We start from the raw sequence: 23890 nt of genomic DNA on the forward strand, positions 1-23890 counted from the left end.
GCAAAAAATATACAGTATTATCTATAACAGTCTTATCAATTCCTATAAACAATAACTTAGAACAACTTTCTTTGGCACTTGTTTTGCTTAAATCATCTAAGTGTTAATATTTGAAAATCAATTAAAGTTTTTAGCCTGTGCAGAACTTTGCTATAATCAAGTGGTACTATGAAAAAACAATCTACGGCGTTCAAACTTTTTTTCTCATTGATATTTCTTTTTTCATTATCTGTTCACGCAGTTACCTATGTTTACATTAAGCAGGCCAAAGTTTATGTAAAAAGTGCTGCCAACAGCCAAGCCAGAAATATTGCGGCTCTTAGACAAGGGACAAAAGTAGCTTACAGAAAAACCCAAGGCAATTGGTATTTGATTTCATACAAATCTTCTAATGGACAAGTTAAAAGTGGTTGGGTAGCCAAAGGAACTTTATCAAAGCAACGTCCAAGCACTGCTCAACCAAGATATGCTGCTCCACCGCGTAGACCTTCAACTGCACCAAGATACTCTCCTCCGCCAAGAAGAACAACACCACCTCCAGCTTCCAGGCCTTCAAATTATAAACGGCCATCTGCCTCAGCTAATAGTGATTCAAAAATATTGGTTCAAGCCGGTTTAGGCGGCTCTTATTACACTTATAATGTAAGCTCTGATACTCAAGCTTTTGCCTACTCGTTTTTAGGGCCAAGCGCTCAGGTTAACTTAGAATACAACGCTTGGCAAAGCGCTAACGCAGATATGCGAGTAAAACTGTTATTTGATGGTAACTTTGCGTTTTATTCTTCTAAAACAAACTTACAAGATGGCAGTGGTAGTGTTTTTAGTAAACGCACACAAAACAATATGGCCTTTCATGTTGTTCCCGGCTTACAAGTAGAAAAAGATCTTAATCCACAAAGCAGTGCCGGTTTATTTTTAGGTTATCGATATTTCAGTTTCATGGGCGATGATATTTTTGATATCAACAATGATCCGCTTGGACTGTACAATAGCTATACGGCTACAGGTATTGTTGTTGGTCCCTCTTTAAGTTATAAAGCGTCCCCTGAAATAACCGTTAACCTAGCAGTCAATGCTGTCTTAATGCAGAACTATGCTGAGGACCCAGAAGGCACTTCCGGTCAAGTTGACGCCCAAGCAATTGGTTATATGCCAAAATTGGATGTCATGTACAATGCTGATTTTGGCAGTCTATCCCTACGCTACAGTTTTCACAGAATTGAAAGTGCATTCATAGGTAACGTAAGCAGAGTGGAACAAAGTTTTACCAATATTACAGCTAAAACTGACACCCATTTTATTGGTGTAATGTACAATAAACGGTTTTAAAACAATTATTTAGCGCGTTGATAAAACATATTAATTACTTGCTCTATTGCTGTATTTTGCCTACAATATAAGTAGCGATGAATGCTAAAATTATATTAAATTCTTTTATTTTCAACATGTTAGAAAAAATCTTTTTTTTCTTTATGGTGCTATTAATGACAACTTTTATTGCCTGCAAACGCGAAGCTTTAGTTATCGCTCAAGACCCCAGCAACCCTGATAACGCTTCATTGTATGAAGATAGAGAAGTAGAATGGACTCCACAACAGTTGTATCATGCCCTTGAAACAGCAAGCTCAAGGATGACTGACGGTTTTGCACCCATTGATTTAAATATTGATAGCAGCCAACTGCTAAGCCAAAACAACCCGCAATCAGCAAGAGACTTGTATGAAACCATGGTTGAACAAATTTTTACTCATCCCAGCTATGAACAAAAAATACGTGAATATTTTAGAAAGTTATTGTTGGTTGCCCAAAATGAACCAGACTTCCTAGAAGTTAGACGCCTTGAGCTTGCCATGTACATTGTGAACAACAACTTAAGCACAGACCAGCTTTTTCTTATTCAAGGCAGCGTTGATCAGAACAACTTAGATAGTCTTGTTGCTTACAATCAAGCGGACTATGACTCATCTTCACTCACAGTTACTCCTGATGGTGAACAAACCGGTATTTTTTCTGATCCGAAGTTTGTGCGCTTTTTACAAAACTCTGGAACCAGTTTACCAGCGATTCGTTCGTACATGCAATATTTAACTTGCCAACCCCCACCTTATCAAATTCCCAACTTTAATAACTGGTCACTTGAACGCCTAGATCAAGCTTTTCATGCGCAACCCACGTGTCAAGGCTGTCATGTCTATCTAGAAATGTTACAAGGTGCTGTTAGTCAGTACAACGCTGATGGCTATCAACCTAATTTAGATCCCCAAAATACGTGGGGAAAACTTTCAGAAACTGAACCCGTTTTGGTTAACGGACAACCGGTTCCTATCAATCAACGAAACCAATACTATAATATTTTTCTAGGCCGGCAACCTGTATTATCGCTTAGAGGTTTTGTAAATGAGATGTTAAGTCAGGCAAGAGATACTGTAGATGAATGTTGGAGCAGACGCGTTGCTGCCATGGCTTTATCCATCAATAAAGAATCGGCTGGCTCTGGGTTTGTTGAAGAGTATCATTTTACCAATACTGCTTCTGAACAATTGTATTTAAGTCGATTCACTGAACTTTACATTGAAAACAACCGATCAATCACCGATACCTTAAGAGACTGTTTAAAATATGACTGGTGCTTTATTGGTCCATCAATTGAACCATTTATTGGAGACCAACCATGATAAAGATGCTCACAGGTTTTATTTTGTCTGGTAGCAAGATAACTTTAAAAATCTTTTTGTTTACATGCATTTTTCATTTATCTGCTTGTTTGCAGCAACCAAAACTTAAAGAAGTTCCAGCTGATCACCCTTCTCTTCCTCCCTTACAAACATTTGATTCTGATCAAACCAATTTAGAGATGATTTCTTATGATGCACTTAAGGCTAAAGTCAAAAGAGTGTTTAATTTAAATGATGGTTCAAACACCATAACAATTTTAGAAAATTTAGAGTCAGAGTTTAAAAGCACAACTCAATTTTCTTCTGGTATTTTTAGGTCATTGTTAACTGTGTTTGATGAAGCTTGTACAGAGGCAGACCTTTTAGCCATTGGTTTAGCAAACTCTAGCCAACCAGGCGTATTTTGGAAAGCTTTAACAGGTTTAGATATAACGCAAGAACAACTTGATAGTGTTGCAACCATGCTTGCTGACCCAGGACTTTTAAACTCAGTTCAAAGAAGAGAAATGGTCTGCTTAAACCTAGCTTTGCAAGCAACAGTTTGGTTGAAGAGGTAAAGAATATGAATAAAAACGACAAAAATAATATCAAGCATTGGATTAACAATAATCCACCCAAAAAAATGAATGACCTAAGCAGAAGAAAATTCATTCAATCTGTAGGTATGTTTTTAGGTACTCTGGGCTTACCCAGTTTGGTTCGCTATGAAGTTATGGAAGATTTTTCAAAAAAACTTTTTGGCAGCTCCTTGGCTTTTGCTCAAACGGGAGCCTCAACACCTGTTATGTTTTGGTACAACATTTCAGTTACCATTGCTGGCAAACTTGATGCTTTAATGACTTTTAATTCTGATGCAGGCACTTATGGAAGCAATGATCTTAATAGAGACACTCACTTTGCGGCCAACAATGCCATTGTTAGTCCGGGCAGTCTTATCAATGCCCCAGGTGTTTTTTCACCAGAGATGAGTAGCGTTGCCAATCAATTTAGCGATTATATGTCTTATATGGTTGGTGATAGAAATACCAGTCACGCTTTTTCTGGTTCTACCATATCTATTATGCAAACTGGCCAAAGCAATTTGTCCTCAACTTTTCCAGTAGCCTTCATCAACCAACGCAATGATATTGTAGCAGATATCAATAGTATTTTTGATTTTTCTGATGTTTGGGAAATCAATGGCGCTGGCCCCTATTCTTCTGGTTTTTCTACAAAAGTTAGAACCTTGGAGCTTTTATTAAAGCAGTTTGAACAGCTTAATATTGTTACTGATGCAGGAACTGTTTTAAATGAACCTTTTGTTAATGCTCTTAGTGCAATTAATCTAGGTTTTAAAGGCTCTGTTTTAAAACTGATTGAAGAAAAACATCATAGCAGTTTTAATAATATCATTAGCAATATAGAAACACTGTTAAGACTGAATAAACGTACTTTACTAGAACAAAACCTTGCCGCAGCTCAAACACTCAGTAATAGCATTACAAAACCAAGTTTTGGTACCATCAGTGTGGCAGAAAGAAACATTGACCCTTTTGTTGCTGGCCGCTTAGCCGCCAACATGGCAGCCAATAAAGCTTGTATGGGGCTCAATGTTGAAATTGATAACTTTGACCCCCATATTTTTGTTGATAGCACGCAAGGCAATGTTGCTTTTGGCCAAACAACCCGTGGAACTGCTGTTAGAGCTGGTGGTGTAGCAACGGGTCGCTTTTTCCAAATGTTTGCTGATTATATGGCACAGGTTATTTTTGATACCTTAAGCTATGCTGAATCAATCAATGACCCGGATGTGCCTGGAAACTCAGTATTAGATAGAATGCTCATAACCATTACCAATGACTGCAACAGAGGGCCAGATTTGGCAGATGACCCCAATGCAACAACTGGAGATAGCTTTGGTGGTGGCACCGCCGCCAATGTTGACCAAAAAGGCATAGAAATGATTGTTGTTGCTTCACCTACGGCCTTTAAAAACGGTTCTTTGGCAAGCATGGATAACAACTTCAACTACCTCGGCTTTGATCCAGTTGCACAAAACTTTATGAGCTCAGGCAATACAGTGGCACAATTACGTAATTCATTGGCAGATTTATTGGGTGTTGATATTGTTGCAGCCGGAGGTGAATTAGCCAGTTCAATTATGGTCCGTGTATAGATAGCTTAATTATTATTGTGAAAAAAACCAGCACAATCATTATTTTTTTTAACCTGCTCTTTTGCGCAAAGCTATTAGCTGCTACAGTACAGCGCAACACCTATATTTATCGGTATCCATATAAAAATTCAGAAAAAGTTGATCGTGTCTATAGAAACCAAAAAGCCAGCATTAAAGGTTCTACAGGTGCATTTTATAAAGTAAAAATTATTTCAAAGCGGAACAATAGAAGTATTGAAGGTTGGATTGCTAAACAGGCTTTTGTCCCTTTAAAAAAAGCTGCTGCTCCAGTAATATCACAAAAACAAAACAAAAAAACACCCTATAAACCGGTTAAAAAAAGAAAAAACAACTACCCTTATAAAAAAAGATATTCACAAAAACCTCCTGTATTGTTTTTTTCCGTTGGCCCCAGCTACTCTGCAATAAACTATTTGATCCGTTCAGAAGATAATTTTCCATTTTACAGTTATTGGACTGGTGGTCCGGGTGTTGACTTTTCATTAAAATACAAGTTATCCAAATCTCCTCAAGCAACAAAACAGTACTTTTTTCAGATCAATAGCAGCTATCATCTCTTTAAACCCAATGCTAACCTTAATGATAGCGCGGGAAATACTTTTTTAAAACAAACTCTCAACCAAAACATGTTTCAAATTCACCCCAGTCTTCATTATATCAATCAATCTTCTAACACTTTAAACTGGGGCCTTAATTTAGGTTATCAGATACAAAGTTTTAACAGTGATGACATACAAAACATCAATCAAGCGTCACAAAATGTTTTTAACAGTTTTTCTAGCTCACAGCTTACATTGGGACTTTCTATGCAAAGAAAAATTGCCAATAGACCTTTTGGTATGAATATTCAGTATGCTTTTGCGGGTAATTACAAAGACAAGAGTGCTAATAATATATTGGCAGATACGCAGTTAAAACTTGGGCTAATTGGTCAAGTCTATTACGACTATACTTTTAATAGAAAGCATAAAGTTCGTTTTAACTACTTATTAGATTACAAACATTACACCAATGACAATAGCTTTGATCTAACCAATGAAACTTACAGCAACAGTGCATTTGAGTATTTACAACACATAGCTTCTGTGGAGTATCAGCTATCATTTTAATTTTTAACAACAAGGGGTGATAAAGATGAGGTATTATAATAATATGCAACAAAAACTTTTAAAATACATAAGCTTAGGATTGTGCATAACATTTTTACAATTTTGCTCAGTTGTAGAAGTTAGTCAACTAGACCCTCAAAATTATCCTGATGAAGGAACCAACCTTAATTTTGAAGATCATATTTATCCAATTTTTTCCGATTCCAGTGTTGGACAAAGATGCACCAACTGTCATTACAACAATACGCCTCTGGATGTTAATGGGCTTATCTTACAAGAAGGCAATGGTGAAACTTTGGTTACCATTTATGAGTCCTTGTTTATTAACGCTGGTCAAGGCTTAAGAATTGATCTTAGCTCTCCAAGCAGCAGTCTACTTGTAACCTATCCTGCTGGTCAATCCCCGCATATTCAGGCTTTTTCTGGTGGATCAAGCAATAGTGCCTACCAAACTATTCTAGCTTGGATTCAAGCAGGAGCTCCCTATTAATGTCTGAATTGACTCATGATAAAACTTGCCCAAGTTCTACTCAAAGGTGTGCATTTTAATAAAAGTGTTATAAAATAGTGATATCAATGGAAAAAATTAAACTTCAATTTGGTTGCTTATTTTTATTGGCTTGTGTTTTTTGCGTTCAAAATTCTATTGCACAAAGTTTTCTTGACCCGGAAACCTATGCTTTGCAAAACAGAAAATATCATATGAAAAATGAGTTCTTTTTCAGTGCTGCTTATTTGCCTATAGATGCATTTGAAAAAGGTTATGGCGCCAACTTCTCATATACCTACCACTTTAATGATGCTTTTGCCATAGAACTTCCACAATTTACATGGATCTCCAGTCAAAATACTGGCTTGCAAAATGATTTACAATTGCTATTTGGTCTGGAAGCAACGGATAGAGACTCAAAAAATTATGTTATCACCAGTAATATCGTTTTTAAACCGGTTTATCGTAAGATGTTGTTTTTTAATAAAAAGATCATGTACGGTGAAAGCTATACCGTTTTAGGCGGTGGATTTTTTAAGCTTGATAGTGGCTTTAAACCCACAGCTGACCTTGGGATTGGCCTAAGACTGTATTTGAATCAAAAGCTTTCAATTAAAACTGAGCTTCGCAACTACTTTATCTTTGATGAGTTGAACCCAAAAAATGAGCCCAGTATTATTATAGGTCTAAGTTTTAATCGCGGTGGAAATGGACAAAAAAAATAAATGAAATTTATACAAGTAAAGTTGTATCATTTGTTTTTAATTTTCTTTTTATCTATGGGCTTATGTTTTATCAATGGCTGCAGTAAAAAAGTCAGCAAGTCTCCTACGCCACAAGGAGATTACCTTAATGCTAGAAAATATTTTAAAAAGAAAAACTATTTAAAATCAAGCGCTTACGCTTGGCTTTTCATTCAAAACAATCAAAATACGGCTGAAAACTATGTTGGTGCAGAGTTTATTTTTGCAAAATCTTTAGAAAAGTTAAAGCTCTATACCGTTGCGCTAGAGTATTATGTTGAAGTTATTCGGCATGGGGCAAACAAAGAGTTTATTGGTGAGAGCCTAAAATCTATTTTTAATTTGATTGAAAAACTGCCATATGATGCACATTTAATTGAGCAAGAGCTGTTAGCAAGCAGTGAGTTTGCAGAATTTTCAGAAGCTTTGGATGAACAAATTAAGTTTTTTCAAGGTAAAGACGACTATATCAAAGATGATACCCAATGGGGTGACGATAAATTTAACTATCTCAAAGAAGGCGGCCTCCCCTATCAAAAAGTTGAATACACTAAAATTATTCGTGGTTTATCTGAATCAGAAGAAGAAAAAATTGCTCAAGAAAGTATAGATCAATTGGTTGTATTGTTAGAAAAAGTTCCAGAACAAACCCGTTTAAAAAACTTAATAAGAAAAACCTTAGCAAGACTTTTGTTTGAACAACAAGAATATGAAAACAGTCTTAAGTTTTACAATGAAATAGACAGTAATATTTTAACTCAAAGCGATGTTTTTTTAGAAAAAGCCTGGAATCATTTTTGGCTTTATGACTATCAAAAATCTTTAGGCTCACTGCACGCATTGCGCGCACCCCACTTTGACGATATCAGCCAACCTGAAAAATATTTACTCTACGGCATGGTTCTGCGCAATCTATGTCGCTACAGCGATGCTAGAAAAATTATTGACCTGTACAGAAAACAATACTCAAAAACCATTGAAAAAATAAAAGACGGTGACTCATTAAGTAAAATCAATGCCCTTTCAGATGCTGCAAAATATCACCCCTTGATTCAAAACATCTGGAATCATCAAAAACTTATTGGCTTTGAAAAAGAACGCTTGGTTGCGATTAAAGATAAACAGTGGCAAGAGTATGGCTTGATGACTCATTTATCTATGATTTATTCTTTAAAAGAAAAAGAACTAAAAGCTGAAGTATTAACTGTACAAGAAGAAGCTTTAAAAGATGTATCGTCAGAAATTATTCATTTTAATGAACAAATGAACATTCTAGAATATGAAACAAGAATGGACGAGTTTAAGCGCGGGCAATTTTCTGATACCAAAAAACCCGTTGAACATAAAAAACTCAATGTGATCAATGCTGATCCTCTCCATTGGAAGTTTGATCGGGAATTTTGGATTGATGAGTTAGACCTATATTTGGTTAAGATGGAGAGTTTATGCGAATAAATTTATACCATAGTGTAAAAACCATTATCCTAGTTTCATTACTTTCTTTATCTATTAACTCCCGTGTCGCTGCCTTTGAGTTTCCAGAAAAAAAAGATTCAAAAACATTTATCAAAGAGCTTAACGATAACTTAAAAAAAGTTGATAGTGCAATTGAGGCGGTGAAAAATCGTTTAAAGACCTTGGATGAAAACACCAATAGGCCTGACTTATTGATGCAAGAAGCTGAATTGCATATTGAGAAATCACGCTATCACTATTTTATTGCTAGAGAAAAATCACCCGATAGCATTAAATCTTTCAAAGACGTTGAGCAATCAATGGCTGAAAAAGAATTGGCTATTGGCGTATATCAAAAAATTATTGATGAGTTTCCAAACAATTTCAATATTGATAAAATTATGTTTTTTATGGCGCAAGAAATGCAGCAAATTGATGCTACCGACGCTGCCATGGAACAATATAAAAAGCTTGTTTCTCAACATCCTAACAGTGAATTTAAAGATGATGCTTTGATTATTTTGGGTAATAAAGCTTTTGATGAACGTGATTTTGCTACTGCAACCGACTATTACATTCAAATACTGGATATGCCAGAAGGTCCCATGCATAATGTTGCTCGCTACAAACTGGCCTGGAGTGAAGTGAATCAAGAAAACTGTGATAAGGCTTTAAAACTTTTTGAAACAGTTGCGCGCAATGCCAAAGAAGAAGATGCAGAACTTAAAAAAATATCTGCCACTGGAAATATTCAAAGAGAAGCTTTGGTTGACAGTGTTTTATGTTATACAAAAGTGCGTAAAAAAGATTTACCTGAGACCACCATTGCTTGGTATAAAGAATTATCTGACTCAAACCATACATACATCACTGTTTTAGATAAATTGGCCAACCGTTATTATATTCAAAAACAAAACAAAAAAGCCATTCCTATTTATAGAGAACTGATTAGACGCAGCTACGATTTAGAAACCAAGATTGATTATATTCAACGTCTTTTTGGAAACTTAAGACAGTATGGTTATACCGGTCCTATTGATGAAGATGCAAAAATTTTAGTAGATACCTTAAGACGATATTTTTACTCTTGGCGCCAAGAAAAAAGTGACCGCCTTGAAGTGGCCAAGAATTTAGAAAAATATTTACGTGATGCCGCCACACGATTGCATGCTTATGCTAGAAAAGAGAACGACCCTGACATCACTCTTAAAGCGGCCAACACTTATAAATATTATTTAATGGCTTTTGGTAGACACCCCAACGCCTTAAAAATGAAATACAACTCTGCTGAATCCTTATATGAAGCTAAACAATACCTAAAAGCTGCAGAAGAGTACAGAGAGTTAGCTAAACAAGCGCGCAGGCCGCGTGAACAAGCGGACCTTTACCATTCATCGGTTGTTTCATATTTGGAAGCTTTAAAAATGAAAGATGACTTAAGTAAGTTAGAGTTGGTGCAAGCTAGATCTGGCTTTTTAAGATCAAGTGAAGCCTATCTCAGACTTAATCCCAGATCCAAAAAAGCCCTTGATATTCGATATGCCATGGGTAAAGTTTATTTTGACCAAAATGACTGGGATCAAACCATTGATTACTTCTGGAAGTTTGTTTTTCAATATCCAAACACATCTAAAACCGTTGACGCTATCACTTTAATTTTAGAATCTTATCATTTAAAGGATGATAAAGATGGGATGGTTAAGGCTGGAAATCAACTGATTCAAAGCCGTCGTTTTAATGGGCGGATTGTTGCAGAAATCAGAGATATGGTATCTAGAGCTGAGTTTAAGCGTTTGGAAGAACGCTACGCTTCTAACCCTGGTGGTAGCAATCAAGATCTAGCGGCCGGCTTTTTTAAGTTATCCGCAAAATACAAAGGAACAGAAGCCGGTGAAAAAGCGGTTTATAATGCTTACGTATCCGCTAAAAAAACCAATCAACCGGATCAAATGATGGCTGCTGCTGAAATGCTGATGCAGGATTACCCAAAATCAAAATACTTAGAAGATATTTTACCTAACATGAGTCAAACCATGTTTAATGTTGGCTTGTTTGATCTTGGAGCCAAAGCATCTGAAATTTATGCCAGTAATTTTAAAGGTAAAGAAGCTTCCGTTGATCTATTGTTAAATTCGGCAAAGATCAGATCTGCTTTAAATAATCATCTTAAGGCTTATGAAAACTTTAATCTGGCACTCAACTTAGCCAAGAGTCGTGACCAACAAATTAGCATCATGCAAACAGCCGCTGAAACATTTGATGAATATGAAAAGTGGTCATTTTTAGAAAAACAAGCCAAACGTTGGCTACAAGTGCAAAAAAACAGTTCCAAGGCTTATTATTACCTAGCAAAAAGCTCTTTTAAGCGTAAACAATTTAGTTCCGGTTTTGCGTATGCAAAAAGAGCCAAGCAATACATTGCCAATGCAGGCAGTGACAGAGCTTTTGTTTTATCACAAATTACGCTTTTAGAAACCCAACCCATTTTTAAAAAATACAATGCAATTACCATGAATAGTGGCGGCTCAGAAGAACAGTTGATTGCACAAAAAACACAACTCTTGGAACTCTTATCACAAAAATACACGCAAATTGCTCAATCTGGAGAAAGCACGGCCTCTATTGCTGCTTTGGCACAGTCAGGTCATTTGTATAAAGATTTTTCAAAGTTTCTCAGTCAAACCAAGATTCCTGGTGGCTTAACAGCTGCTCAAAAAGCACAATACAGAACCATCATGCGTAATAAAATTAATGAAGTACAACAAAGTGCTTTGGGACTCTATCAAGCTTGCCATAAAAAAGCAGAACAAATTAAATTGTTCACCCATGAGGCTTTAGAATGCTCCAAAAAACAACTGCTCCCAAGGCAAGGTCAGCAATTGCGCAGCTCTATGCGCAATTTCAAAGGTCAGTTACAAAACAATGTTAAAACCTTGATGAAAAATCCAAAAGACATTCAAACTTTACACAAAAATGCAAAAATGTATTTGGATAATCGCTGGAACTATTCTTCACTTTTAACCTTATCCAGAGCCAAAGAAATAGATGCCAACAACTCTACAACCTATGACTTGCTGGGAAAAACTTTAGAAAACTTAAACCGCGATGACGAAGCTTATAAAAACTACCGCCAAGCTTTAAGATATGATGCCAGCAACCGTTCAGCTGCCTCCCATGTTAGAACACTCTGCAGAAAATACAGCTATGCATCCTGCAGTCGCTAAGATTTCTTTATTGCTTTGGATAGTTTAAGCTATGGTACGAAATACCATCTTCATCAATGGCAATTGCTGCTAAACCATTTCTCAAACGTTCTGAACCATCTTTGGGGTATTTACCAGTTCCATCCCAGGCAGAAACATCAGAAGCATAGATATCTATAGCATTGCACTCTGCCCGCTTTTGAAACCATGTCCTGGCTGCATAATCGCCATGGGGATCATCATCCCAATTCATTTGTAAAATTAAAGCATCTACATCCCCTCTATAGGCATAATCACGATAACAATATTCTCCATGATTGATATTGGGATCTTGTAAGGTTCCTTCATCATAAGTTGCATCCATGCATATCATTAAACCAAAATTGCCATAGGGGGACTGCCAAACTTTAGCTTGCTCTCCTGACTCAGCATAGGCTTGATCAACTTTATACAATACTCTTTTGCGATAATGCAGTTCATAACCATTGGGACCAGTAATAACCATGGTGTTGTAAAATTTATTCTCGGATTGATTTTTTTCTATGATTGAAAAAATTATATACACTTGATGTTCTCTGGCAAAGCTAGTCCAAAACTGGGTTACTTTGCCGTCTTCAATGCTTTCTGCCACGGTTAAAACATCTGCACATTGTTTAATATAGTTGCGACTCTCACTGATGACAAAGGCTTGTCCATCACTGTCATTCATTTTTTCAGGAGAACACCAAACATGCGTATCACTGGCATAGCCATAAGCAGAACCTTCTGGCATAACAACAATATTAGCCCCCGCTTCTACAGCTTCTGTTGCCATTTGACTTAAGTTCGTTAAATTGACATTGACTCTACCAAAATTTACATCTGCGTTGTATTGAATCAGAGCAATTTTTCCCGGTTCATTGGCATAAACCATGGTCACAAAAAAAATGATCATCAGTGTAAAGTGTTTTTTCAACATAACTCCCCCATATAAAAAGATATTAAAGTCATTTTAAATAGCTTACTTTTTACAACAGATCAAGAATTGTTATGCTTGTAATATGTTCATGTATAAATAAAAAACCCCAGCCAATGGCTGGGGTTTTGTGTTTGAATTTTATAGCGTTTTGCTAAATTTTTATGCTTTTTTCCTTTGTCTTAAACCGATGTTGGCCATGATCATTAAGGCAAAGAGGATAAAGTAACTAGGCATACCACTGCTGTTAGCTCCTGCGCTTGCACAACCTTGTACTTGTGTACCTTGTGCACCTGTATCTTTGTTTAAAACAGGACCAGAGTCACCTGTGTTATAAGCATTACATACAACCATTCCATTCTCTGAACCTAAGGCATTACATGCCGCTTGAAAAGTTGCAGGAGAATCTGTTACCGTTGGATTTGTACCTAACATAACTTCATCAAAGTCAGATACTTCATCTTCATCAGAATGTGCAGAACGTGCATTTGTACCCAACTGTACTTCTTCACCATCTTTTAAACCATCAAAGTCCATGTCATCATTGAGTGCATCAAAGCCCATGCTTACTTCTTGGCCATCCAATAAACCATCGGCATCGGTATCAGATAATACAGGGCTGGTACCAATTTGATTAAACTCTTGGCCATCGGTTAAACCATCGCCATCGGTATCTGCTACCAATGGATTGGTTGACTGTGCATCTTCTTCTTGGTCTGGCATATCATCATTATCTGAATCTGGATTACATGGGTTGGTACCATTCTGTTGTTCTTCACCATTGGTCATACCGTCCCCATCATTATCTCCATCAGGGTTTGAGATATCACAACCTGGACCACCTCCCCATTGGGCATAGGCGATGTCAGATGTAAATAATGTAAAACCTGATAATAAAATTATACAGGTCAAAATTCTTGCTATCATTGATTGATTGATCATAATTTTGCTCTCCTTTAGCTTAGCTATAAAATTTAACATGCCATAAGTAAGAGCAAACATTGTACCAAGCTTAAAATACATTTAAGTTGTTGATTTTTTTAAATATTAAGTTTTAAGAGATCTAAATACCTGCAATTTTTTTTTACACATTCAGAAAAAATTGCGTAGTCCAGTTAAATTTTTAAAAACTTAAACACACAATGATGATTGTTAGTCCTAAATATCATTAAGATTAAATTCGATCAAAACTCATTTTAATATCTACTACTTTAGGGTAAGCAACAATGCAGACAATAAATTATCGTCTTTGCTTAATTTAGAGTAAAGTAAGCATCCAGTACAAATTTATAATATCTTATACTTCTATTCACAATTGAGAAATTGATCGTCGATCAATAATTAAAATAAGTTTTATTTAAGTTATATACCAGCCAATCCTTTTTATTATGTCTATAGGATAGCACCGTCATCAAAATCTCATGCATCCAATTGTATAGAACCCCCAAAAGCTATGAAATTTTTGCAGTATGGTAATAATTATTTACGGTATTTTTATTAATTTAGCCCATGAAACAACAGATAACTACCTGAATATATTGATTATCTTGATATTAAACATAATGGCATCAAGCTTGCTCTTATAAAGCCTGGAATTAACAACACTTTAAAAGGAGCATTATATGTTAGCAATATTAAACAAGGGTGGAATTTTTATGTACCCTATTCTCGCGGTTTCGATCGTGGCCTTGACCATTATGGTGGAAAGAGCTTATTACTTGTTTTTTGAACTCAGCTTAAACACCAAAGACTTTAGTCAAAGAATTTTTAGATCAGTTGAGTCTGGTGATGTCAACGGTGCCATTCAAGCCTGTCATTCATTTTTTAATCACCCACTTCCTCAAGTTCTCAATGCAGCACTTGTAAAAGCCAATAGAGGTGACAAAGAAATTGAAAGAGCTATAGCTAGTAAATACATGCAAGTTTCTCCTACAGTGAGTGAACGCACCGGTTATCTGTCTATGTTAGCCAACGTTGCTACTTTGATGGGTCTTTTAGGAACCATCGTAGGTTTGATTCAATGTTTTAAAGCGGTGGCAAATGCAGAAGCGGCTGCAAAACAAGAAGCATTGGCCAATGGTATTTCTGTAGCGATGTTTACAACCGCTTCCGGTTTGATTGTAGCTATACCCTGCTTAATTGGTTTTAACATCTTAATGAACCGCCAAAATAAAATTTTAGATAGCATTCAAGAGTCATCCATTGAACTTTTGAATATGATTTCAGCATCCAATAAAGATTTGCGCGTGGGACCTCAAAGGGTTATCCGAGGTCAAAACCATTAATAGGGGCAGGAATTAAAGGAGAATCACTATGTTTGGACAAGATACATTTCCAGTAAGAGAAGCTGCAACTGAAGAAGAAGTAAACTTAACACCTATGATGAACTTATTTGTGGTGCTAATTCCCTTCTTGCTGATGAACGCAGCATTTATCAAACTAAGTATCATTAATGCTTCAGTACCAACCATAGCTGATGCTCCTTTAAAACCTGGACAATCAGAAAAAGTTTTAAATGTAAGCTTAAGAGTAGAATCCGATGGATTTCATATCAGTGGCAGTGGTGACAACCTAACTGCACAAGAACTTGATAGCGTACGTACAAGCATTAGAAAAAGAAGCGGTGAATTTGATTATGACCGACTAAACATCACTTTACAAAGCATCAAGGAAAGATTTCCACGTGGAAAAACTGTGATGATGTTTCCAGATAAAAGTATCAACTATCAAACCTTAGTTAATGTCATGGATACAGCTCGCTGGTCAAAATCAAAAGAAACAAGTGATCGTAAGTTGCTTTACAATGAAGTTGTCTTAACCAGTACTGTAGGAGTAGAGTAAAATGAACTTCCCTAAAAGAAAAATACCACAAGATACAATCATGTTAACCTCAATGATGGATATGTTTACAATAATTTTAGTTTTCTTATTGTTTAACTTTTCTTCAGAAGAGCAAAAAGACATGAGTATCCCAAAAGATATCAAAGTACCTTATTCAACATCAGAAGTAAGCCTAGATAATGCTGTAAATGTAACTGTCAGCAAAACCGCTATTATGGTTGAAGACAAAGTTGTTGCAAGATTGAGTTATGGTAAAAAAATTCAGGCTGAAGTTGAAGGTCAAAAAATATTACCTCTGTATAGAGAGTTAGTACAAATTAGAAGCAAACAAACCAACTCTGGCAAAGTAAAAGAATCCGATGAAGGTGTTGTTTTACTGAAAGCTGATCAAAGCATTTCATTTGAAGTTTTAGATAAAGTTTTAAAATCATCAGGCATGGCTGGATATCCAAAATCTCGCTTTGTCGTATTTAGGAGAGAATCATGAAAACAATTACCCGTATAAGTTTAATTTTAGTTTTTGCATTGTCCGGCAGTTTATTTGCAAAATCAGGACAAACCAAAGTTAACTTTGGAAACATGCAAATTAAAGGACAGACAAAAAATGCAGATTCAGTCTACATGTCTGATAGAGGTCAACTTAAACAAAAGAGTCAACTCCAGCCTCGTTTAAGTTATAGAAAGGAAGTTAAAAAAAGCGCTCTATATTAAGACGCATTTTTAAGGAAGCCAAAAAGCAAAGGAATCATTATGAAACCATTCAACACAGTCATAGCACAAGTCAACCACGGATTTAGATTTCTTTACATAGTAAAGATATCTCTTGCCAATGGAAAGACTAAACAATTTAAATTAAGTACTCCAGAAGCAACCATAGGTAGATCAAGTAAAAATGATATCGTTATAAAAGACAAGTATGTGTCTCGTCATCATGCTACTTTAAAGCTTAATGCAGATGGTACATTTTCTCTTGAAGCTGTTAAAGACTACAATGGTATTGAATATAAAGGTGAAGAGTTTTTGAATATTGACCTTAAACCTAATCAAGAAGTTACTATAGGTAGCACTCAATTTTCTATCAAGATTCCTTCTTTAGAAAAAACTGAAATGGCCAATGTGTATGATGGGTCTGATTTATTCCTACCAGAACATAAAAATGATTCTTCATCTTCAGCAGAAGACAGTGAAGAGTATATTATTACTGATCGTTTGACTCCAGAAGATTATGATGATGATGAAGATGATATTTTCACTGCACCAACTTTTTCAATGCGAGATAAATTATTAAAAGAAAATACAAAAATCCCTACTCAAGGTGAACTGGTTTGGGAAGTTATCCGCTACAATGGAGAGCAAGTTTTTGAATGCACACCCATGATAGCAGATATGCAAATGAATATTTTTGGTAAAAAAGGTCCAAAGATAAAAATAGATTCTAAAGGAAATCTTTTCATTTCAAAAGATATCAACCTTCTATGTGGTGAAGATATAGATAGCGATAACTATGAAACAATTGTTAACAAGCTTCCATTTGATGGTAACGGTTGGACTCAGCTCAATCAAAGTAGCATCATTTTACAATACAACGGTTTAAACTTTTTTATCAGACAAACTCGTTTAAGCCCTATTCAATTGGCTAAACTTAAGAAAAGCTTACCAAAAAAATATTATGGCTTAAGCATTGCGTTAACAGCATTGCACTTAATTGCCATCATGGGTTTAAGTTTTTTCTCAGCGCAAACACCGATAGAAAAAAAGCTTTCACAAGAAGAACTCAACCGCTTTGCACAAATTGCAATAGCAACACCTCAACCCACACCAAAACCTAAAAAAGTGGTGCAAGAAGTTAAGCCTGAGAAAAAAATCACTGTTCCTTCAAAGACAAAAACTCACAAGATTACTAAACGAACAAGCAAAAGTACTGTTCGTCATAATCAAAAAGTGAGCCGTCAAGTGACTAAAGTTCCTGATATAAGCCAAGTGGGTGCCTTAGGAAAATTAGGTGGTACTGGTATGTTTAGCAAAACCAACAGTGCTTCTAACCAACTTTTGGCTGCTGTTTCTAACGTCAGTGCAGTAAGAGCCAACGGCGGCATGCAAACTTTTTCTGTATCAGGAAACATTGGTGGAATGCCAGGTAAAGATGTTAGAATGGCAGAAATTAGCCGCTTTAAAGGTGGAAAAGGTGGATCACCACAAGGCAATGGTTTTGGTAGCACTTCGGTGGGTGCAAAAACTGGCCGTAAGATTCAAGGTAAAGTTGTGGACATTTCTCCTCCTCCCGGTGATGTAGGTGTTCGCGGTGGTGGCTTAACCAGAGCAGAAATTGCAAAAGTTGTGCAAAGTCACTTATCAGAAATACGTTACTGTTATGAAAAAGGCTTACTGCAAGATCCAAGTTTATCTGGAAAAATCGTAGCCAAATGGACCATTAATCCATCTGGTAGCGTATCAGACAGTGGTATTAAATCATCTTCAGTTAGAAATGCTAGCGTACACAGCTGCTTAACTGGAGAAATAACGTCTTGGGGATTCCCAAAGCCAAGAAATGGAGCTTCGGTTTTGGTTACATTCCCATTTGTATTTAACTCATCTAACTTCTAGGAGGTATGTTTGGCTTCTTTACTTCTGAAAGTAAAGATGTGTTAAATCAACAGAAGGCGCGCTAAGAAGTGATTCCCCTTAGCGCGCCATTCTTTTTATTTCAAAATATTTTCTAACAATGCAATAAACTTATTTTTCAAACTAAAGTTAATTCGATGTAATACTTCTCATCAAATTACAAATAGCTGCCGTAGCCGCTTTATGTATACCTAAAGTTTCGCATCCAAACAATGGGTCTTTATGGTCAGTTTTTCTATAGCTCCCAATAATATTACTATAGTAGTAGCTGTTCCAATTATAAGGAAAACTTGTATCAAAATTTATAACATACATATGTTTTTCTTCATCATCAGTCGGCACACTTCCATAAAAAGTATATTCTTCTGAATATTTGGAAAGTTGGTGAAAAATATAGATGTTTATATAATTGCCATCTTTTTTTTCAAAAGTCACTTGATTAACTGAGATCGTGCTATTATCCAAAGCATAATTAATGAACATCATTCTGAATAAATGTGACCCAGGCCACCCCATAGTTTCATGCAAACTGTGTAAACCTTGCTCAACAATAGTATTAATCTCTCGACCTTGATCAATGTAAATGGGTATCAATTGATCCATTTGCTCGCGCAACTTTTCTGTTAGTGATTCAACTTCAAATTGTTTTGGCAAAATATTTTGATCAATTTCATTTAACAGCTGCTGAAACTCAACTGATTCATGAATAAAGTCTTCAACATTTTGTGCTTTTAAGCTTAAAGGTAACAATAAAAATAAACCCATAAACCCTGTATAAAATATGATTTTCATACCATGACATAACATTAAAGATGCTTTGCATCAATTACGTTGTGAAATTTTTTCTTACTTGTAACTTTTTTTGCATGCACCAGGTTATAAAATAATAAAAAAATACAATAAATTCAAATATTTAAGCAAATAAGCCTCTTGGCTTAAAAATTGCTCTATATATTGCATATGAAGCAAGTAGTTAAGATATTAAACCGTCTCACACTATTGTTGTTCATAATGCAACTGTTTGCCTGTGCCAATGAACCTTTACAAACTGAACAAGGCCTTACCCCTCCTAACAATCAATATCAAAATTTAAGCGCTAGCCAAAGCTGTCAAAATGGCGAAATCATGTTTTTACCAAAGAAAAATTCAAATTTTATGAATAATGCTAGTATTCATCAGTTAACAAGCCGTAATTCTATTAGCATTAAAAAGCTCAGCAAAGATCCAAAAATTAGCTCTAAAAATGAAAACAGCTTACATCCTTTTAAACGCATACAACGCTTGGAAATAACTGATGTTACTGTTGATGAAGCAGCGATTTTAAATGATTTAAAAAACAATCCAGATATTGAATTTGCAGAAATGAACTGTAATCAGTATGTTCCCACCGCCAACACCAATGATCCATTATTACCAAGTTTATGGGGTATGGATTTTATCAATGCACCAGAAGCCTGGGACACAGAGCAAGGTGAAAATGTGGTTGTAGCCGTGATTGACACTGGTGTGATGACCAACCATGTTGATTTAAGCAATAATATCTGGAGCAATCCTAATGAAATTGCCAACAATGGTATTGATGATGATAACAATGGTTGCGTTGATGATGTTACTGGCTGTAATTTTGTCAATAACGCTGCCAACGGTAATATTTCTGATAGCAATGGCCATGGCACCCATGTTTCTGGAACCATAGCGGCAACAGGCAACAATTCTACGGGAGTTGTGGGTGTAGCCTACAAAGCTAAGATCATGGGTATAAAAGTATTAGGTAGTCAAGGTGGTATTGATTCATGGATAGCCAATGGCATTGAGTATGCTGCAGATCAAGGCGCACAGGTCATCAATATGAGTTTAGGATGTAACCAAGCTTGCCCTCCCAGCCAAGTTACCTGTTCAGCCATAGACTACGCTAAATCACAAGGAACGGTTGTTATTGTTGCTGCTGGCAATAGCAACGCCAATGCGGCCAACTATTCTCCTGCAAACTGTGGAACACTGCCTAATACAGATGGAGGCATTGTTGTTGCTTCACATACATCCAGTGGAAGTAAAAGTGGTTTTTCAAACTTTGGTAATATCATTGATGTATCAGCCCCTGGTTCAGAAATTTTATCAACATGGAATAACAATTCTTACAACTCAATCAGCGGTACAAGTATGGCTGCGCCGCATGTTGCCGGTGTCGCTGCCTTAACTTTTGGAAAAAACCCCTTCTTAACAGTAAGTCAAGTTGAAGATATACTTAGAGACAGTGCCACTGACTTAGGAACACCAGGCTATGACACCAGTTTTGGACATGGTGGCGTAAATGCCTTTGAGGCTCTAAATCTAACTCCAGAAACCGATGCTGATCCTCCATCTTTAGAAATTGGTGGTGCAACTTTACTTGCGGGTAATGTTATTGAAGTTTTGGTCAATACCCAACTCAATTTTGTTGTCAGCGATGCTTCTGATGATCAAGTTCCCGTAACATTTTCAGCTACAGGTTTACCCAGCGCAGCTAGCTTTGAAACCGATACCGGCGTTTTTTCTTGGACACCCAGTGTTCTTGATTTAGGCGATCATCCAGTGAGTTTTATGGCAACAAGCATTGTTGGCAGTGATCAAATAGATGTAATCATCCGTGTTGTTGAGGAAGTTATTGCTCCTACACCTCCAGGTGAAATTGTTTATGAACCTTTCATTTCTTCAGCGGTATCGGGTTGTGGTTCCAATTCACATAACGCAACACTAATCATGCTCATTTTAGTCAGTGCCTTAATCCTTTTTCAAAAATCTGCTCGTAGAAAACAAAGCGTATAATTGTTTTATCCCGTTAAAAAGAAGTCTTTTTACGCAAAAAACCTAGATATAAAAAACTTAATTCATCTTTAAAATATTAAACTATGAAAAACTTGCATGATCGTAACTTTAATAAGCATTTTTATAATGTTATGATATAAAAAACTAATTAAATTCAAGCTGTTATCTAAAACAATCTTTGGCCTAAAAATTGCTCTATATATAGGCATGAAGCGCCAAACATACAATAAACCTCTTAAATCTCTTAAACATATTATTTTAAGCTTTGTTTTAAGCTTAAATATCATCAACTGTGGAGTGAACCCTGATCTGAAGTTTCTGAATCAAAAGTCAGATAAGGTTTCTGTGGTTGGAGAAATATGTACACAAAATCCAAACTCTATCACGTCTCCAGTACGCATTACCCTTATTGTTGATACCAGTGGTTCCATGGCCACAACCGATCCGCAAGGATTCAGAGCCTTGGCTACGCAAGAAGTCATCAACGAATTTATTACTCCTGACAGACCCAACTATGAAATTATGATTGTAAAATATGCCAGCGGCGCTGAAGTATTAACCGGTGGGTTTACCCGTGACTTAACAATATTAAATGCTGCTGTTGGTGAATTAAATGAAGCCGAAGGTTGGACCAATATGCCACAAGCCATTAACACTGCAAGAGATGAAATTGAGCAAGAAATTTTATCCATTGAACAAGAATTTGGCTCGGCTGCCAATGCCTTTTTCCCTTCTATTTTATTAGCTGATGGTGCCCCCATTGTTGACGGTGTCACCAAAGAAGCTGAAACATTACTTGCCTTACAGCTATTCATGAATATTAAAAATAACTTTAGTATTGGCGATATCGTCATGAACGCTGCATTTTTAGGAAGTGCAGGTTCTCCAGGTTATAGCTTTATGCAACAAGTTGCTCAACAAGGTAATGGTATTTTCTTACACTTTACTGCTGCCAGTGACATTACCTTCTTAAACCAAGGTATTAACTTAGCTCCACTGGTCATTCCTTATATTTTAGTAGATATGTTTGTGGTCAATATGAATGCGTCGGTTCACAATACCAGCAACAATAACCCCTCTTACCTCCCTGATACAGATATGGACTTTGCAGCTGATTTATTTGAAAATACTGTTCTGAACTCCAGTCCTTTGGTTGCTGATACTGACGGCGATAAAGTCAATGATATGATTGAATACAGAACATTATCTATCCCTGCCATTGCAGAAGTTCATTGTACAGGTCCTGACGCTGATGATGACTTGGATCAAGATGGTTTAGATAAATGTCATGAAGAAAAAATATTCAGTGAAGATGACTTGTTTGATTCTGATGAAGACAATATTATAGATTATCTAGAAGCAAAATTTGGCACCGATCCTAGCATCAATGATGCTAACTTTGATAATGACGGTGATGGTTGGACCAACATTCAAGAAATTAAAGCCGGGACAAATCCAAATGTGAGTGATGTTGTTCTAAGAGATAACTTTGCCATTAGAAATAGCATTAGCTTTACAGAAATTAACAATGCTGGCTTGTACTGTTATCAAGTTAACCTTACCAATATAACCTTAACTCAAACTCAAGCAATTTCAGATAACATCCCAAGAACCAATGAAATTAGAGTTTATATGCTACAAAAAGAACTCAGCTCTACTGAGCCTAAAGATTACATTCTTTCTGAAGGTGTTGTTACAATTAATATTGATGAATTTTTTACCAGTGATGTCAGCAATGAAATTCAGATTTCACAAATACCGTTTGTCAATATTGAAAACCCAGAGTAAAATATAAGGTATGCTAAAGCCCTTGGAGAGATACCCTATGAATAATATAACCAACCATAAACATACTTTTAAACGTATCTCTTTAATCTTACTTTTTACGCTGTTCTTTTCTGCATGCGGCAAAGATCCTGTTAATGTTTTACGCGGCAGCATAGAGAACGTTCACTCTCTTGAATTTGATGACGTTGAAGTCAGATTGATTGACAATGAAGGCATTGCCATTGTTTATACCTCAGATATTCCCAATTCAGTTGAAAAAGAAAATGCTCTCAATTTATTGTATGATTATGATCAACAATCTGATCCACCCATACAAGAAGGCATTACCTTAAATTTATTAAACAATAGTACATTGTCTAGATTTAGATTGATTGATAACAATGGTATTCCAGAAGAAGATAGAGACCCTTTCCCAACCGTACAAAGCGGTAATCTTACCTTTGATTCATTTTCTTTAATTGAAGGTTCTACCATTCAAGGTCATTTTGAAATAACTTTTATTACCGGTGACACCATGTTTGGAGAGTTTAAAGCAAATTTAATTCACACGGATACCAATGATTAACAAAGGATTGAATATGAAAAGACATCCCCTATTTTTTGTACTATTGATATGCAGTTGTTTAACGATTTTTTCATGTGGGGAAGTTGATATTACCAACTTAGATCCTGCCCAGTTTCCTGTTGAACCCACCAATCCTGTGGGCAATAACAATGTCAGTTACAGTGGAGATTTAGTTCCAGCTTTTCAATCCGCTGGCTGTACCTTGTGTCACGGCAGTAGTTTAGCCCAAAACAATTTGCGTGTAGATGTTTATAGTTCAATTACAGGCAATATTGATGGACAAGCGACATCTAGAGTAGATTTAGCCAATCCTTCAAACAGTTATATCTTGACCTACCCTAATAGCGCTAGTCACACTGGCTCGTCATTACCTTCTGGCCTTGCCCAAGACATTTTATCTTGGATTACTGATGGTGCCTTGAATAACTGATTAAACTGATTTTGACTTAAATAAAAAGGGATA

21 protein-coding genes are annotated in these 23890 nt (G+C 36.1%); 18 read left to right on the top strand and 3 right to left on the bottom strand.

The window, feature by feature from the left end:
- Positions 1-168 precede the first annotated feature (168 nt).
- The 9 genes from PKC21_01425 to PKC21_01465 all read left to right on the top strand — a co-directional run bounded on the left by PKC21_01425 (position 169) and on the right by PKC21_01465 (position 11872).
- Positions 169-1329, top strand: coding sequence for an SH3 domain-containing protein (locus PKC21_01425; GenBank protein ID HMR23991.1), 1161 nt, complete (start codon positions 169-171; stop codon positions 1327-1329).
- A gap of 155 nt (positions 1330-1484) precedes the next feature.
- The gene (locus tag PKC21_01430) at positions 1485-2675 is read left to right on the top strand and encodes a hypothetical protein (protein HMR23992.1); all 1191 of its coding nucleotides are present in this window, start codon (positions 1485-1487) and stop codon (positions 2673-2675) included.
- The gene (locus tag PKC21_01435; GenBank protein HMR23993.1) at positions 2672-3232 is read left to right on the top strand and encodes a hypothetical protein; all 561 of its coding nucleotides are present in this window, start codon (positions 2672-2674) and stop codon (positions 3230-3232) included. Before PKC21_01430 ends, PKC21_01435 begins: the two co-directional genes overlap by 4 nt.
- A 5-nt stretch (positions 3233-3237) precedes the next feature.
- On the top strand, positions 3238-4830 hold the full coding sequence (locus PKC21_01440; protein HMR23994.1) for a hypothetical protein: 1593 nt from the start codon (positions 3238-3240) through the stop codon (positions 4828-4830).
- Between the two features lie 17 nt (positions 4831-4847).
- Entirely contained in the window at positions 4848-5960 is a 1113-nt protein-coding gene (locus PKC21_01445) for a hypothetical protein (GenBank protein HMR23995.1), read from the top strand.
- Between the two features lie 43 nt (positions 5961-6003).
- Positions 6004-6450, top strand: a complete 447-nt coding sequence (locus PKC21_01450; protein HMR23996.1) for a hypothetical protein — start codon at positions 6004-6006, stop codon at positions 6448-6450.
- Between the two features lie 86 nt (positions 6451-6536).
- Complete coding sequence (locus PKC21_01455; protein HMR23997.1) at positions 6537-7175, top strand: outer membrane beta-barrel domain-containing protein; 639 nt, start codon at positions 6537-6539, stop codon at positions 7173-7175.
- The gene (locus PKC21_01460) at positions 7176-8648 is read left to right on the top strand and encodes a hypothetical protein (GenBank protein ID HMR23998.1); all 1473 of its coding nucleotides are present in this window, start codon (positions 7176-7178) and stop codon (positions 8646-8648) included.
- Positions 8639-11872 (top strand): hypothetical protein, encoded by a 3234-nt coding sequence (locus PKC21_01465; protein ID HMR23999.1) that lies wholly within the window; start codon positions 8639-8641, stop codon positions 11870-11872. Before PKC21_01460 ends, PKC21_01465 begins: the two co-directional genes overlap by 10 nt.
- A gap of 7 nt (positions 11873-11879) precedes the next feature.
- Here the strand turns inward: PKC21_01465 and PKC21_01470 are convergent, their stop codons facing one another.
- Both PKC21_01470 and PKC21_01475 read right to left on the bottom strand, forming a co-directional pair.
- Entirely contained in the window at positions 11880-12809 is a 930-nt protein-coding gene (locus PKC21_01470; GenBank protein ID HMR24000.1) for a carbon-nitrogen hydrolase family protein, read from the bottom strand.
- A 159-nt stretch (positions 12810-12968) separates the two neighbouring features.
- On the bottom strand, positions 12969-13748 hold the full coding sequence (locus PKC21_01475) for a hypothetical protein (GenBank protein HMR24001.1): 780 nt from the start codon (positions 13746-13748) through the stop codon (positions 12969-12971).
- Between the two features lie 680 nt (positions 13749-14428).
- Here PKC21_01475 and PKC21_01480 point away from each other — a divergent pair.
- From PKC21_01480 to PKC21_01500, 5 genes are read left to right on the top strand one after another with little or no spacing between them, the layout of a single operon-like run.
- Positions 14429-15091 (top strand): MotA/TolQ/ExbB proton channel family protein, encoded by a 663-nt coding sequence (locus tag PKC21_01480; protein HMR24002.1) that lies wholly within the window; start codon positions 14429-14431, stop codon positions 15089-15091.
- 28 nt (positions 15092-15119) lie between these two features.
- On the top strand, positions 15120-15647 hold the full coding sequence (locus PKC21_01485) for a biopolymer transporter ExbD (GenBank protein HMR24003.1): 528 nt from the start codon (positions 15120-15122) through the stop codon (positions 15645-15647).
- A 1-nt stretch (position 15648) separates the two neighbouring features.
- Entirely contained in the window at positions 15649-16134 is a 486-nt protein-coding gene (locus tag PKC21_01490; GenBank protein HMR24004.1) for a biopolymer transporter ExbD, read from the top strand.
- Positions 16131-16358 (top strand): hypothetical protein, encoded by a 228-nt coding sequence (locus tag PKC21_01495; GenBank protein ID HMR24005.1) that lies wholly within the window; start codon positions 16131-16133, stop codon positions 16356-16358. The genes PKC21_01490 and PKC21_01495 overlap by 4 nt, the downstream gene beginning before the upstream one ends.
- Positions 16359-16397: 39 nt before the next feature.
- A complete protein-coding gene (locus tag PKC21_01500) occupies positions 16398-18251 on the top strand; it encodes an AgmX/PglI C-terminal domain-containing protein (GenBank protein HMR24006.1) in 1854 nt (617 codons plus the stop codon).
- Positions 18252-18398: 147 nt separating this feature from the next.
- On the opposite strand, the gene PKC21_01505 is transcribed toward PKC21_01500, so the two are convergent.
- Positions 18399-19061: a hypothetical protein gene (locus PKC21_01505; GenBank protein ID HMR24007.1), complete on the bottom strand. Its 663-nt coding sequence runs from the start codon at positions 19059-19061 to the stop codon at positions 18399-18401.
- A 168-nt stretch (positions 19062-19229) separates the two neighbouring features.
- Between PKC21_01505 and PKC21_01510 the strand changes: the two genes are divergently transcribed.
- From PKC21_01510 to PKC21_01525, 4 genes are all read left to right on the top strand, one after another.
- On the top strand, positions 19230-21074 hold the full coding sequence (locus PKC21_01510; GenBank protein HMR24008.1) for a S8 family peptidase: 1845 nt from the start codon (positions 19230-19232) through the stop codon (positions 21072-21074).
- Positions 21075-21281: 207 nt separating this feature from the next.
- Positions 21282-22862 carry a VWA domain-containing protein gene (locus tag PKC21_01515; protein ID HMR24009.1) on the top strand — a complete coding sequence of 527 codons (1581 nt, stop codon included), beginning with the start codon at positions 21282-21284 and terminating at the stop codon, positions 22860-22862.
- A 37-nt stretch (positions 22863-22899) separates the two neighbouring features.
- The gene (locus tag PKC21_01520; GenBank protein ID HMR24010.1) at positions 22900-23427 is read left to right on the top strand and encodes a hypothetical protein; all 528 of its coding nucleotides are present in this window, start codon (positions 22900-22902) and stop codon (positions 23425-23427) included.
- A gap of 13 nt (positions 23428-23440) precedes the next feature.
- A complete protein-coding gene (locus PKC21_01525) occupies positions 23441-23857 on the top strand; it encodes a hypothetical protein (protein ID HMR24011.1) in 417 nt (138 codons plus the stop codon).
- Positions 23858-23890 lie beyond the last annotated feature (33 nt).

It is taken from the genome of Oligoflexia bacterium, from assembly GCA_035326705.1.
Classification (GTDB): Bacteria; Bdellovibrionota_G; JALEGL01; order JALEGL01; family JALEGL01; genus JALEGL01.